Raw genomic sequence first — 12,925 nt, forward strand, 5'->3', positions numbered from 1 at the left:
TGCAACGAGGCTGCGTCGGCGGCCTCAAGCCCGAAGGTTTAATCATTGAGGAGGAAAGGATGTCAGCCTTGGTCGATCAGCTAGTCGCTCAGATCATCGGCCTGGAAGTTGGGTTACTGAGCTGCCAGGCGCGCCTCGCCGCCGTCACGGACGACGAGGCCCTGCACGATCTGCGCACCACGGTGCGGCGCTTGCGCAGCCTGTTGCGGCCATTGCGCGGGTTGCCCGGTGTCGAGCAGCTCGAGGCGGCCGCCAGTGCCGTCGGCCAACTGACCACGCCATTTCGCGACCGCGAAGTGCTGGCGGCGTACCTCCACCAACACGGCCATCATGAGGCGGCCGAGCGGCGTATCCGGCAGCAGCCGGCCACCTACCGCTCGGTTGCACAAGGGCCTGAGCTGGCGCAACTGCTGTTGATCCTCGAAGCATTCCCCCGCTTTATCCGCGCTTCCCAACGGCAGAAGTTGCTCAAGGGCCTGCGCACGCGCATTGAAAAACGCCTGGCCAAGCAATGGAAGAAGCTCGGCGAAGCGCTGCACGACCCCAACCACGACCGTCATCGCCTGCGCCTGTTGATCAAGCGCGTGCGTTATGCGGCCGAGGCTTATCCCGAGCTGAACAAGCTACCGCCCAAAGCCATATCGCGTCTCAAGGCGGCCCAGGGCGCCCTGGGTGATTGGCACGATTGCTGGCAATGGCTGGCGCAAGCCGGGCACGAGCCCGATTTGCAGCCGTGCGTGCCTGGTTGGCACCGCACCATGGCCGAGGCGGAAGGGCAGGCGGATCGGGTTTTGGATAAGTTGAACGCCGACTGCTTCGCTTGACCCTGCGACCTATCTGTCCGGGATTTTGGCCGGAATAGGCGCTGCATGGTGTAGGCCGGCTGGTTAAGATCCCTCAACTCCTTTTTCAAGTTGAGACCGCCATGCGCTTTAGTGATTTGCTCGACGCTGCCCGCAGCCACCCGTTGGACGTTTCGATCCCGGCCGAATGGGCCCAGGGCCGCGCCAGCTTTGGCGGGCTGGTTGTGGCGTTGGAGTACGAGGCCTTGCGGGCGAAAGTCCCGGCGGATCGCCCGTTGCGCTCACTGGCGATCACCTTTGTGGGGCCGGTGGCGCCGGATGTGCCGGCCCGCTACGAGGTCGAAGTGCTGCGCGAAGGCAAGGCCGTCAGCCAAGTGCTGGGACGTGTTGTGCAGAGCGGTGAAACGATGACCCTGGTGCAGGCCAGTTTTGGCGCATCACGGCCTTCGCAGATTGACGTCGCCGCCGAACCGGCGCCCACCTTCAAGCATTGGGATGAATGCCAGGAGTTGCCCTACATCAAAGGCGTGACGCCGGAGTTCATGCGCCACCTGGCGATGCGCTGGAGCGTCGGTGGCCTGCCTTTCACCGGCAATACATCTCGGGAGATGGGCGGCTGGGTGCGCTTGCGTGGCGATGTAAAAGAAGAGCCGCTGACCGAAGCGCACATCCTCGCGCTGGTGGATGCGTGGCCACCGTCGGTGTTGCCGCACCTGAAACAACCGGCGGCCGGCAGCACCCTGACCTGGACCATCGAGTTTGTCCAACCGCTGCAAAACCTGAGCACCCTGGACTGGTGCCAATACCTGGTCCACATCGAGCACGCCCGCGATGGCTATGGCCATGCGGCTGCGCAGTTGTGGAGCCCCGACGGCCAGTTGATCGCTATCAGCCGCCAGTCGGTGGTGGTGTTCGCCTGAGTCCTCAGACCAGCAAGTGTTGATCGCTGGAGGCGTCGCTGCCGCGTGCCTCCAGGCGACGACCGTGATGCTGCAATGCGAGGGCTGCCAGAATGCCGACGATACCGATGGCGGCACTCGCCAGGTTCTCGCTGAACACGCCCGATGCCATCAACAGAAAACCGATGACCAGGAGTGGCAGCGCAATCAGCTGCAACACTTGATTGGTCCCGTGCTGGTGATTTTGCGGGTGGGTGCGCCATTGCCAGGCGGGAATATTTGGATGACGTTTGCCCATGATCGTGATTCCTCTGTCCGTTGAAACATCTTGAGCAGAGTTTAGGTCGGGCAGGGTGGGGCCGCGAATCAAGGATGGCTATGGGGGCCATAGCCACCCCTTCAGGGGTTAAAGCCGCAACTGGCCGATGGCCTTGCTCAGTTCCCCGGCCAGGGTCGCCAGCTCATTGCTGGTGGTCGCCGAGTCTACCGTCTGCTGCACGGTGTTTTCGGTGACGTCCCGAATGCTCACCACCGCCCGATTCATTTCCTCGGCCACATGGCTTTGCTGCTCGGCAGCCACGGCAATCTGCGTGTTGCTCTCGCGCATCTGCGCCACCGCGCCGGTGATCTCGGCGAGGGCAATCCCGGCTTCTTGAGCCTGTTGCACACAGTCGTCGGCCTTGAACGAGCTTTCCTGCATGAAATCCACCGCGTCCCGGGTGCCGGCTTGCAGGGCGGACACCATGCGGGTGATTTCATCGGTAGAGCTTTGCACCCGCTTGGCCAGGTTGCGCACTTCGTCGGCGACCACGGCAAAACCCCGGCCCATTTCGCCGGCGCGGGCGGCTTCGATGGCGGCGTTGAGGGCCAGCAGGTTGGTCTGTTCGGCGATGCTGTGAATCACCCCGACCACGCCATTGATTTTCTGGCTGTCCTCGGCCAGCTTCTGGATCATTTCGGCGGTCTGCTGCACGCCGGTGGACAGCCCGGCAATCGAGCGCTGTACCCGGCTGACCACTTCCTGGCCGCTGCCGGCGAGAGTGTCGGCCGTCTGGGACAGGTCGCGGGTGGCGCCGGCGTGCTGGGCGATGTGGTAGACGGTGGCGGTCATCTCGTTGATCGCCGTGGCGGCCTGGTCGGTTTCGCTTTGCTGGCCGAGCATGCCGTGCTGCACCTCGTTCATGCTGCTGGCCAGGCGTGCGGCGCCGTCGTCCAGTTGCCTGGCGGTGCGCGCAACCGTGTTGACCACCCGTTGATAACCCGCCTGCATCGCGTTGAAGGCGCTGGCCATCTGCCCGACTTCATCCTTGCAGGCCAGAGGGACGCGGGCCGAGAGGTCGCCGGTTTTCTCGACGTGCAGCATCACGTCTTTCAAGGTGTTGAGCTGGCTGAGGAGAAAGCGGATCAGTAGCTGTGAGGCGCCGAGCATGGCCAGCATCAGAATCATCACCGCTACGGCGTAGTTGGCGAAGCGTTCTTCGAACACTTGGCTCAAGCTGGGCCCGTAGGCCAGCACGGCGACCTGTTGACCGTCGGCACGGCTGATTACTTCGGCGCCCATCAGCGGGTTTTCGCCGAACAGTGGCATGTGATTGAAATCCACCCAGCCACTGGCGTTGGCCAGGGCTGACAGATCTTCGTCGCCCAGTTGTGGGACTTTGCCCCTGGCAAACGTCAGCCAGTGCTCGCCCTTGGGCAGTGGCTGGCCGGCGGGCCAGGCACCGAGCAAGCGCCCCTGGGCTTGCGCCGACGCTTGCGCGGCCTGGCTGCGGGCCTGTTGTTCGAGCTGCACGGCGTACAACACCAGCAGCAGGGTAGTGATGAAGGCGACCGCGTTCACGGCCCAGAATTTGTACTTCAGCGAGATGTTGCTAAGCCAGGCACCCATGGAAGGTTTTCTCTGATAGCGGAAACAGCATTGGCAAGGTGCCATTATTTTGCCGCTATCGGGATGCCGGGTTTTGATATGGGTCAATGCGCCGCGTCAATCCGGCACAGGCAATCCAAAAAAGGCGCGGGCACAGGCGGTGCTGTGTTGCGCCAGGTCTTCCACGGTTTCTTCGCGGTGCAACGCGACCTCCCGTAGGACTTCCGGTAAATAGGCGGGTTCGTTGCGACCGTTTTTCGGCTTGGGCCGCAGGGTGCGAGGCAGCAGGTAGGGCGCGTCGCTTTCCAGCATCAGGCGGCCCCGGGGGATTTCCCTGACCAGCGGATGCAGGTGCGTCCCACGGCGCTCGTCACAGATCCAGCCGGTGATACCGATATGCAGGTCCAGGTCGAGGTAGCTGAACAGCGCCCGCTGCTCGCCGGTGAAGCAGTGCACCACGGCGGCCGACAGGTGATCGCGGTAGTCCCGCAGGATTTCCAGCAAGCGCTGGTTGGCGTCACGTTCGTGGAGGAATACCGGGAGCTTCAACTCCACGGCCAGGGCCAGGTGTTCTTCGAGGACTTTTTCCTGCTGGGGGCGCGGTGAGAAATCCCGGTTGAAATCCAGCCCGCATTCACCCACCGCACGCACGCGACTTTCCTTGAGCAGGCCGCGCAGGCGCCTGGCGCTTTCGGCGTTCCAGTCACTGGCAGAGTGGGGGTGAATGCCGGCGGTGGCGAACAGGCGTTGGCCACTTTCGTCCAGTTGCTGGCACAGCTCCAGGGCCTGTTCGCTGCCGTCGACACTGGTACCGGTGAGCACCAATTGGCTCACCCCGGCGGCGTAGGCACGGTCGAGAACGGCCTGGTGCTTTTCGTCGAAACTTGGGTTGGTCAGGTTGACGCCGATATCAATGAGTTGCATGGTGCTACCTCCGCCTGCGGTCGGAAAGCATATCAGAGCTGTAGATTTATAAGAAAAGCCAAGAACTACAACGAGTTAAAGCTGTCTTTGAAAGTCGCAAGTAACACCGTGTTTGGTTTGTCGCCATCTGCCGTGCCACCCTTGCGCCCAAAGCCTGCGCTCATGGCGCTCTGTTTCTGTCCCCCAACGCCTCGTTTTTCGCGAAGCAATGGGCAGTATTCTTTCTTCCGGAGAGCGGATGATCCGACCCTCGGCGTTGCTTGTGTTGTGCCTGACGTTACTGCTGCCCATGGCGGCGGTTGCGCGTCTGGACGGGCCGCTGGAAGTGACCCGGCCCGGCAAGGTCCGCGACCTTGCGGAAATCCGCAGCAGCCGCACCTTGCGGGTATTGGTCAACCAGAGCCGCAACAGTTCCGGCGAAGTCCAGGGCCAGGCCATCGGTGTTGAATACCATCGCCTGCGCGCTTTCGAGCAATACCTCAACGGTCACGCCCGTGACGGCGAGGAAATCAACCTCAAGATTATTCCCAAGGCCAAGGATCAGCTGATTGGCGCATTGGCCCGTGGCGAGGGCGACCTAGTGGCACCCGGCGAATTGCTGGATGTGAAGGCCGCCCACAAGATTGCCACCAGCGACCCGATCGCCAGCGACGTGCCGTTATGGCTGGTGGGGCTGAAGGGCGAGCGGCGGTTTACCCGGCTGGAGCAACTGTCCGGGCGCACGCTGGCCTTGACCACGGGCAGTGCCGCGTCGGATGCGATCAGCCAGGTCAACCAGAAGCTGGCGCTGCACAAATTGCCGCCGGTGAAGGTGGAATGGGTGGATCCGAGCCTCGCGGTAGAGGACGTGCTGGAGATGGTCCAGGCCGGGATTTTCCACCTGACCATTGTCGAGCGGCCGATTGCCGAACGCTGGGCGAAGATCCTGCCCAAGCTGCGTTTCGACCGGCAGGTGACCATCAGCGAGCCGGGCGAAGAGTATTGGTTTGTGCGCCAGGATGCCTCGATGCTGCGGGCCAGTATTGATCGCTTCCTCAAGACCTACCGCACGCCGTCCGATCAGGATGTGGCGTTCCAGCGCATCTACCGCCGCCTCTACCAGGTACGTTATCCACTGGCTCGCGTCGACCGCCAGCGCCTGGAAAAACTGCGCCCGGTGCTGCAAAAGCATGCCCGCGAGCAGGGCATGGACTGGCTGAACCTGGCCGCGCTGGCGTTCAAGGAGTCTGCCCTGGACCCTGGCGCTCGCAGCAGCGGCGGCCCCACCGGGCTGATGCAGATCACGCCATCGGCGGCGCAGCGGGTCGGGGTGAACAACATCGAAAGCCTGGACAACAATGTGCAGGCGGGCGCGCGGTACCTGGCGATGATCCGGCGCAAGTTCTTCTCAAGCCCCAAGCTCAACGAGCGCGAGCGCATGGCGTTTGTGCTGGCGGCCTACAACATGGGGCCCGAGCGGGTCCAGGGAATGCGTGCCGAGGCGCGGCGGCGGGGGCTTAACCCAAACCAATGGTTTTTCCAGGTCGAGCGCATTGCCATGGAGCAGGTGGGAATGAGCGGCGTCAGCTATGTTAATAGCGTGAACAAGTATTACCTGGCGTTTGATCGTGAGCGGGAGTCGTTGGAGCCGGCAGCGCCACGGGTTGCCTCACGTAAATGATCTATTAATTCGATCATAATGAGCCGCTTTATCGGCTTTTATCATTGCTTAAACTGATTAATATAGCGGCCAACCCAACCCCTACCTTGAAAAGGATTATCAGCATGAGCCCATTGATCACCCGCATCCTCTCCACCCGCGCCGGCTACGGCCTGACTGTCCTGCGGATTTTTGTCGGGATCATCTTCGCCGCCCACGGTTCGCAAAAGCTCTTTGGCTGGTTTGGCGGCGGCGGCCTGGCGGGCACTGCCCAGTGGATGGAAAGTATCGGCCTGGCCCCAGGTACCCTGATGGCGGTGCTGTCCGGTGGTACCGAGTTCTTCGCCGGGCTGGCGCTGATCATTGGCTTGCTGGCACGGCCGGCGGCACTCGGCCTGTCGATCATTTCCCTGGTGGCGATTTTCTCGGTGCATATCCATAACGGTTTGTTCATGGCCAACAACGGCTACGAGTTCGCCCTGGCGCTGCTGGGCGGTACGCTGGCCGTGTTGTTGGAAGGTGCGGGCAAATTGTCCGCAGACCGCGCCATCACTCACTGATACCGCGAACCCCCCTTAAAAGGCCCGCCCAGTGCGGGCCTTTTCGTTGCTCGGGATTCTTGACACCGCCCTACAGGCTTCTCTAGGATGTTGCCCATGCGCCGATTTAAACAGCTAATTGCGGGGCGCCACCGGTGACTGATCACAGTCCCGACAGAAGCCAGAGCCATGGGCCAGCTTCGAAATTCCGCTAAAGCGCTGGTTCGGTGTTGCCTCTCACCTGCCCGCAGACTTTTGAGGCAGAGACACGACACAATGAATGCACTACGCCCCCTCATACGCCTGGCCCCGATCACCGCGGACCTGACCCAACGCAATCCTAAAATCCTCTTGGGCGGCAAGCATCAGCCGACGTTGCTGCGCTATCTGGATGGCTGGCCGCGCCGCACGGGGCGGCCTTCGGCCTTTCTGATCCAGTTTGTCGAAGACGGCGACTCCCTTGCGCGCTTTGCGTCCAACAGCTTCGACCTGGCCGTCATTCAGGCGCCCAGTGCCAGCGACGCGGGCGAAGTGATACGCCAACTGACCCGCATTGCCCGGCAAGGGCTGATCGCCCGGCGTTGAGCCCTCAGTAGAACGCTGCTGAAGGCAGATGCCGGCGACGGCGACGCAGCAGGAAAATACCCCCCGCAATCAGGCACAGTATCAGCGGTACAGGCACGATATTGAGCAGCTTCACTTTGCGTTCCAGGGCGTGAACCTCGGCGTATGACTGGACCTTCAGCGCGTGAATTTCCATGGGGATTCGCAACCGCTCCTTGTTGAGCGCTTGCAGCAGTGTGTTGGAGGTTGCAGCCTGAGGGCCCGGGGAAATTGTCGGGGGGTTGAGCAGTTGCCATTCCTTTTCCGTTTGTTCCAGGCGTTGCGCCAGTTCGGCGGACTTCTCACCGTAGGCCAGTGCCGCGTCTTCGCGCATTGCCTGCAGCACCTGCAGTGATCGAGCACCGCCTGCGCGGGGGCGAATGTTCATCAGTGCATCGGGCGCCGCCAGGTTGTCCAGGGTGTTCAATACAAACATCGCGTTATCTGACAACGGGCCACCCGCCGCGCCATGCTTCTGGAGCATTCCAGACACACGATCGCTGAGCAGGTCAGTGTCGGCGACCACGACCACATGGATGTTCGCAGCCTTTTGCAAGCCGGTGTTACGCCCACTGATGCCGTCAGGAAAGGCGGAATAGGCGGGCCCTTCGACGCGGGCGGCGATCACTTGTTGTTGAGCGCGAGTGGCTGTTTCATTGATCAGTGAATTGAGCTGCGCTGGCAGGGCGAAGCGCTCTGCCTCAAACAGCGCGGCGTGCGCGGAGCTTTGCAGCAACGGGGTGAAGGTCATGCGGCTTCTCTTGGCAGGGGCCAGGGCGCCGCTGCTCAAGACGTTGACGTTGTGAAGTTTCCAGGCGCTGATGTCATCCTGTGCCATCGCCTGGCGGGGCAAGGTCAGTGCCGCGGGATGGCGCACAGGCGGCTGGCCTGTGGTCAGGATCACCGAAGTGGCATAGTCGCGATCGGCAATCACCTTGTTCGCGGGCATCTGGATGCCCCAGGCGGACAGCAATGCTTCCAGCCTGGGGTTTTCCGGGGCCGTGACGCTGGTGTCCAGCCCGACAAGCGGGTCGATAAACATCATCAACTTGCCTGCGCCCAATACAAACTGGTCTATTGCGTAGAGGGTTTGGTCAGGCAGGTTGCCGGGATGAATCACCATCAGGGTTTTGACGTGTTCAGGAATTTGCGCGATACCCGGCTCCAGGCTCACCACGTTGAACTGGCGACGGATCTCCTGCAACACCTGCCAGGGAGGCGTATTAACGCCGTTGCGTTCATCTCGCTCACCGTTTATTGGCAGCCGGGAGATCACGCCCACAATGGGTTGCTCGGGGTGGATCACCTTATGAATCAAATGGCTGATTTCATACTCCAGCAGTGACTCCCGGTCCGGGCTGAATGACGGGATGCTATGGGGCGCATGGCCCGCGCTGGTACCCACCAGGCCGAAGAATCCGTGTTGTTCGTCAAGTCCCAGTAACCTGGCTTTGTATTCATCTTCAGAAAAAGGGGTGGGGTCGATGAGGTGCAGGTTGATTTTGCCCTTTGCCGCTTTTTCATATTCCTTGAGCAACAGCTCTACCCGTTTAGCGTAGCTTTCAACGGCGTTGGCTTTGTGTGCACGGTTGCTTGAATTGAAGAAGTACAGATCCACCGGTCTTTCCAGTGAACCGAGCATAGTCTGTACAGGATCGGAAAGTGTATGGATGTTCTGTTCCGAAAAATCCAGCCGTGGATTTGGAAGTTTCAGTGCCCAGACCAGGTTAAAAGCGAGAAACAGTAACAGGAGCGTGATAATTGTGAGGCTGGCACTTAGTCGCGTTTTCATCGTGATGTGTCCCTCTCAACCGTTTCTTACATTCAGGACAATGACCGTCGCGCCAAGAAAGGCGATGATCATACTGATGAAGTACAAACTGTCTTGAAGAGCCAGTACCCCTTGGTCAATGGCGTCAAAACGCGCAGACGGGCTCAGGGAAAGAAGGCGGTCAATCAGCCATACCGGAACTTGATGTTCAATCGCATCAAGAATGGATGACAGGCCACTGGCGGTCAGCAGCAAGCACAGGGTTACGGTGAATATAATCGCGCGATGGTGTGTCAGTGCGCAGATAAAACAACCCACGGATAGATAACATCCGGCCAATACCCAACTTCCCAGGTATTGTGACGCAATGACTGTATTGTCCGGATTGCCAAAATAGTTGACGGTGATGACTATCGGGAAGGTCAACAGCAGGGCCACGCCGGAAACAATCCAGGCCGCCAGAAACTTTCCGACCACTATCTCGAAACGTGTGACGGGCAGGGTTTTCAGGAACTCCATGGAACCGGTGGTGGGCTCGTCGGCCCAAAGCCGAGTGCATAGAACAGGTGTCAACAGTAAGTAGAGCCAGGGGTGCAACTGGAAGAAGCCCTGCAAGTCGGCACTGCCGACTTCCAGTAACCGGGTTGAGTGGAAGCCAAATACAGCAGCGGCGGTCAGGAAAACCGCAGTGCTCAGGTAAGTGACGGGAGCCGAAAAATAACTGACCAGTTGACGCTTGAATATGACCGGGAGAAGTTTCAAATCGATGCCTCCTGGCTCATATGGTGCACAACGTCATCCAGGCGCCCGGCTTCCAGGTTCAGGGCATTGAGCTTCCAGCGGCGCTGGGTGACCAGTGCATTGATGTGGGGGTAGATGATTTGCCCCGGCAGGGCGAGTACGGTCACTGTGCCGGGAGTCTCGCGGTCTTCCTCGATGCCGGCGACCCCGGGCAATACCGCCAGGGCCAACAGGTCCAGCGGTGTGTCGGCTGCAAGGGTGACCGCCTGGTGATGACGGGAGCTGCGCTGCAGTTCGGGCACCGAAGCGTCTGCCACCAATCGGCCGTCGGCTATCACCAGTGCGCGGTTACAAATACCGGTCAGTTCTTCCGGCGCACGGGACGCGACAATGATCGTCATCTCGTCGCTGAGCGACTTGATGAGCATTCTGACTTTGTGTTTCTGGTCGGCACTCAGACCTTCTGTTGGCTCGTCGAGCAACAGCAGGCCGGGGTCATGCAGGATTGCCTGGGCGATGGCTACCTTGCGTTTCAACCCGTCCGTGAGGGTTTCCACCGGGCTTTTGAGTATCCGCCACAACTCAAGCCGTGCAACTGCCCGGTCAATCATCTTGCGTTTTTCCGCGCCGCGGAATCCGCGTATTTCGGCAATGAAACCGAGAAAGGCCTTTACACTCATTGCACCATGGCTCAAGAGTCGCTCTGGCTGGTAGCCGGTGACTTTCTTTGCCTGGAATGCGTTCAGGGCGATATCGTTACCGAATATTTTTATATGGCCTGAAGAGGGTGTAGTCGAGCCTGAGATCATTTTGATAATAGTTGTTTTTCCCGCACCATCATTTCCAAACAGCCCGAGGCATTCCTGGGGTTGGGCGTTGAATGAGAAGTCATGAATAATGTTTTTTCCGCCCATGGTTTTTGTCAGGCTCGTTATCTCGATCATTATGCTTTTCTACTGAATGGATATGGCAAGGCTGGATTAACCTGGGTGAACAGCAGGTTGTGAATGTTCGAAATTCAATGCTTGAAATCTTTTTATGTTGAAGCTTTTCCGGTGTTGCACTGTTAAAAAATGGTACGTTCAATAAACGCTCTTGGAAATGCTGAGGGGGCTGAATAAGATAAGTCCTACATGCCAGACTATGACTCGCTGAAACAATTGTTTTGCTTTTGATGATTTAATTACAGTCGTTGTTTATTTGGTGTTTATTTAAAGTTTATGCCAATTTGAAATGGAGCCTGATGTCATGCTGCTTCTACGTACCCTTGTTCTTGAACAGTCCGGGCATGATGCACCGGTCAATGGTGCACTGCTTTGTGGTTTTGCGGTGGCGCAGATCTCTTCAAACTTTCTTGCCTACAGTCTGGATGAAGAAACAGAGCCCGGTAGTTCACGGGTGTACATCGCAGCGTTGCGCAAAAAGTCCGAACGTTACTTTCTGGGGGCGATAGACTCCAAGGAAGACCTGCAAATAGCGACCCATGTCTTCAAGCAAATCCTGACGCTCGCGGCTGCTCCCGGGGCAAAATCTGCAAGCAGCGGCGAAACTCAGATTCCCTTTCATTTTGTTGATTTGAAAGGCTGCAAATTGCCCCCGGCCAGGCCTGAAGATCATCACTCGTTGACGATCAAGAAATCCCTGGTGATGAAGGTGATTACCCTGGGAACGTCGGCGCCCGGTTTGCCCGCCATTGAAAGCAACACGTTGATCGTGCCGTCGATTCGTTTCTCCTCAAGAATGGTGTCTGCTCCCAGGTCCCCCGATCCTTCAGAGCCTGCGCGGTCATTGCCCGAGCCGGTGACGCAGGCGCCCGAGGCTGAGCTCGAGATATCCGAGCCGCTCGTTGAGGCGCCACTACAGGCACCGATCGAGGCGCCTGCTGTCGCTGCGCCAGTGCCGGCGCCCATAGTCCAACAACCTGAACCGGTCCCCCAGGCGCCGCCGCCCATGCCTGCCCGGAATGAGTCAGCCTCGTTGTTTGAAGTGGACGATACGCTGGCCAATCTTTCCCGATTGTCACAGGAGCTGACGCAGCAAAAGCTCAGCGTGCTCAAGCAGGAAGAAGCGCTTGATCAGTTGCGTCTCGAACTGCGCCAGGAAAAGGCTGACCTTGAGCAGGAGAGTCAGCGGAGTGCCGACAGGATTGCCGAAAAGGAAACGTCCCTGGAACAGTTGGCCCGCACGCTGGCCCTCCGGGAAGAGCATCTGGCTGGCAGCTCGGCGCTGAACCAGACAGAGCAGCGTCGAATGGACGAGCGTGCGCGCTACCTGGAGAGCCAGGAAGCCCAGTTGCATGACCGTGACCTTGCGGTGCGCCTCAAGGAGCAACAGCTGACGGCTGCGCTGTTCCAGTTGCCTGTCCTGCGGGACAACCTGAGGGTTACGCTTCAATCCCTGGATGAGTCACTTGCATGGCTTGGCGAGAACGGGCGCGGCCAGCCTGAATGCGGCCCGACCCAGACGGAGGCTGACTGATACGCGTCGTTGCCGGAATCCGCCGGTGGGTCTGGCTACTTTCCCGAGTTCATTTATCATCGACCCCCACAGCCGACATCGGGCGTTAAATGCGTTGTGCCTGATGCGGCAGCGGGTCTGAAAAATGCAAACTTCCAGGGGATGTAGAGCTTTTGAGCACCAAGCTGATTACCAAAGAAGGTCATGAGGCCCTGAAAAAGGAGCTTGATTACCTGTGGCGAGAAAAGCGCCCTGATACCACCCGCAAAGTGACGTGGGCGGCCTCCCTGGGGGACAGGAGCGAAAACGCTGACTACCAGTACAACAAGAAGCTGCTGCGGGAAATTGATCGTCGGGTGCGTTATTTACGCAAGCGCCTGGAAGACATGCGCGTGGTCGAGTACATGCCCGAGCAGGAAGGGAAGGTGTTTTTCGGCGCCTGGGTGGAGATTGAAAACGAACAGGGCGAGACCAAGCGGTTTCGCATCGTGGGGTACGACGAGATCTATGAACGTATGGACTACATCTCCATCGACTCACCCATGGCCCGGGCACTGTTGCGCAAGGAAGTGGATGACGAGGCGCTCGTGCAGACCCCCAGTGGCGAAGTGTGCTGGTGGATCACCGCTATCGAATATGTGAAGTGACAACGGATGGCCCGTACGCATGAACGCGTGCGGGC

General features: G+C 59.5%; 12 protein-coding genes and 1 pseudogene. 7 read left to right on the forward strand and 6 right to left on the reverse strand.

Annotated elements, in window-relative coordinates; genetic code table 11:
• Positions 1-59: 59 nt before the first annotated feature.
• Both HYE77_RS09525 and HYE77_RS09530 read left to right on the forward strand, forming a co-directional pair.
• Positions 60-824: a CHAD domain-containing protein gene (locus tag HYE77_RS09525; protein ID WP_177068721.1), complete on the forward strand. Its 765-nt coding sequence runs from the start codon at positions 60-62 to the stop codon at positions 822-824.
• Between the two features lie 101 nt (positions 825-925).
• Positions 926-1,723 carry an acyl-CoA thioesterase II gene (locus HYE77_RS09530; RefSeq protein ID WP_177068722.1) on the forward strand — a complete coding sequence of 266 codons (798 nt, stop codon included), beginning with the start codon at positions 926-928 and terminating at the stop codon, positions 1,721-1,723.
• A 19-nt stretch (positions 1,724-1,742) separates the two neighbouring features.
• Here the strand turns inward: HYE77_RS09530 and HYE77_RS09535 are convergent.
• The 3 genes and pseudogenes from HYE77_RS09535 to HYE77_RS09545 form a co-directional block, all read right to left on the reverse strand.
• Positions 1,743-2,000 (reverse strand): annotated as a pseudogene (locus HYE77_RS09535) (terminase); the annotation flags it as partial.
• Between the two features lie 108 nt (positions 2,001-2,108).
• Complete coding sequence (locus HYE77_RS09540; RefSeq protein ID WP_177068723.1) at positions 2,109-3,590, reverse strand: methyl-accepting chemotaxis protein; 1,482 nt, start codon at positions 3,588-3,590, stop codon at positions 2,109-2,111.
• A 96-nt stretch (positions 3,591-3,686) separates the two neighbouring features.
• Entirely contained in the window at positions 3,687-4,493 is an 807-nt protein-coding gene (locus tag HYE77_RS09545; RefSeq protein WP_003218739.1) for a TatD family hydrolase, read from the reverse strand.
• A gap of 238 nt (positions 4,494-4,731) precedes the next feature.
• On the opposite strand from HYE77_RS09545, the gene HYE77_RS09550 reads away from it, so the two are divergent.
• From HYE77_RS09550 to HYE77_RS09560, 3 genes are all read left to right on the forward strand, one after another.
• Positions 4,732-6,153 carry a transglycosylase SLT domain-containing protein gene (locus HYE77_RS09550; protein ID WP_102368437.1) on the forward strand — a complete coding sequence of 474 codons (1,422 nt, stop codon included), beginning with the start codon at positions 4,732-4,734 and terminating at the stop codon, positions 6,151-6,153.
• A 104-nt stretch (positions 6,154-6,257) separates the two neighbouring features.
• The gene (locus tag HYE77_RS09555; RefSeq protein ID WP_003218737.1) at positions 6,258-6,692 is read left to right on the forward strand and encodes a DoxX family protein; all 435 of its coding nucleotides are present in this window, start codon (positions 6,258-6,260) and stop codon (positions 6,690-6,692) included.
• 255 nt (positions 6,693-6,947) lie between these two features.
• Positions 6,948-7,256 carry a hypothetical protein gene (locus tag HYE77_RS09560; RefSeq protein ID WP_003218736.1) on the forward strand — a complete coding sequence of 103 codons (309 nt, stop codon included), beginning with the start codon at positions 6,948-6,950 and terminating at the stop codon, positions 7,254-7,256.
• A 4-nt stretch (positions 7,257-7,260) separates the two neighbouring features.
• On the opposite strand, the gene HYE77_RS09565 is transcribed toward HYE77_RS09560, so the two are convergent.
• From HYE77_RS09565 to HYE77_RS09575, 3 genes are read right to left on the reverse strand one after another with little or no spacing between them, the layout of a single operon-like run.
• Positions 7,261-9,066: a Gldg family protein gene (locus tag HYE77_RS09565; protein WP_177068724.1), complete on the reverse strand. Its 1,806-nt coding sequence runs from the start codon at positions 9,064-9,066 to the stop codon at positions 7,261-7,263.
• Positions 9,067-9,081: 15 nt separating this feature from the next.
• The gene (locus tag HYE77_RS09570; protein WP_102368438.1) at positions 9,082-9,807 is read right to left on the reverse strand and encodes an ABC transporter permease; all 726 of its coding nucleotides are present in this window, start codon (positions 9,805-9,807) and stop codon (positions 9,082-9,084) included.
• Positions 9,804-10,730: an ABC transporter ATP-binding protein gene (locus HYE77_RS09575; protein WP_177022853.1), complete on the reverse strand. Its 927-nt coding sequence runs from the start codon at positions 10,728-10,730 to the stop codon at positions 9,804-9,806. Before HYE77_RS09575 ends, HYE77_RS09570 begins: the two co-directional genes overlap by 4 nt.
• A 304-nt stretch (positions 10,731-11,034) precedes the next feature.
• Between HYE77_RS09575 and HYE77_RS09580 the strand changes: the two genes are divergently transcribed.
• On the forward strand, positions 11,035-12,264 hold the full coding sequence (locus HYE77_RS09580; RefSeq protein WP_177068725.1) for a hypothetical protein: 1,230 nt from the start codon (positions 11,035-11,037) through the stop codon (positions 12,262-12,264).
• A gap of 152 nt (positions 12,265-12,416) precedes the next feature.
• Complete coding sequence (gene greB, locus HYE77_RS09585) at positions 12,417-12,890, forward strand: transcription elongation factor GreB (protein ID WP_008437752.1); 474 nt, start codon at positions 12,417-12,419, stop codon at positions 12,888-12,890.
• Positions 12,891-12,925 lie beyond the last annotated feature (35 nt).

This window comes from Pseudomonas sp. IPO3774, assembly GCF_013386835.1.
Lineage (GTDB): Bacteria > Pseudomonadota > Gammaproteobacteria > Pseudomonadales > Pseudomonadaceae > Aquipseudomonas.

Excerpts from the sequence above, each read along its gene's own strand:
- HYE77_RS09525 (WP_177068721.1), top strand. The coding sequence starts at position 60 with ATGTCAGCCTTGGTCGATCAGCTAGTCGCTCAGATCATCGGCCTGGAA.
- HYE77_RS09530 (WP_177068722.1), top strand. The coding sequence starts at position 926 with ATGCGCTTTAGTGATTTGCTCGACGCTGCCCGCAGCCACCCGTTGGAC.
- HYE77_RS09540 (WP_177068723.1), bottom strand. The coding sequence starts at position 3,590 with ATGGGTGCCTGGCTTAGCAACATCTCGCTGAAGTACAAATTCTGGGCC.
- HYE77_RS09545 (WP_003218739.1), bottom strand. The coding sequence starts at position 4,493 with ATGCAACTCATTGATATCGGCGTCAACCTGACCAACCCAAGTTTCGAC.
- HYE77_RS09550 (WP_102368437.1), top strand. The coding sequence starts at position 4,732 with ATGATCCGACCCTCGGCGTTGCTTGTGTTGTGCCTGACGTTACTGCTG.
- HYE77_RS09555 (WP_003218737.1), top strand. The coding sequence starts at position 6,258 with ATGAGCCCATTGATCACCCGCATCCTCTCCACCCGCGCCGGCTACGGC.
- HYE77_RS09560 (WP_003218736.1), top strand. The coding sequence starts at position 6,948 with ATGAATGCACTACGCCCCCTCATACGCCTGGCCCCGATCACCGCGGAC.
- HYE77_RS09565 (WP_177068724.1), bottom strand. The coding sequence starts at position 9,066 with ATGAAAACGCGACTAAGTGCCAGCCTCACAATTATCACGCTCCTGTTA.
- HYE77_RS09575 (WP_177022853.1), bottom strand. The coding sequence starts at position 10,730 with ATGATCGAGATAACGAGCCTGACAAAAACCATGGGCGGAAAAAACATT.
- HYE77_RS09580 (WP_177068725.1), top strand. The coding sequence starts at position 11,035 with ATGCTGCTTCTACGTACCCTTGTTCTTGAACAGTCCGGGCATGATGCA.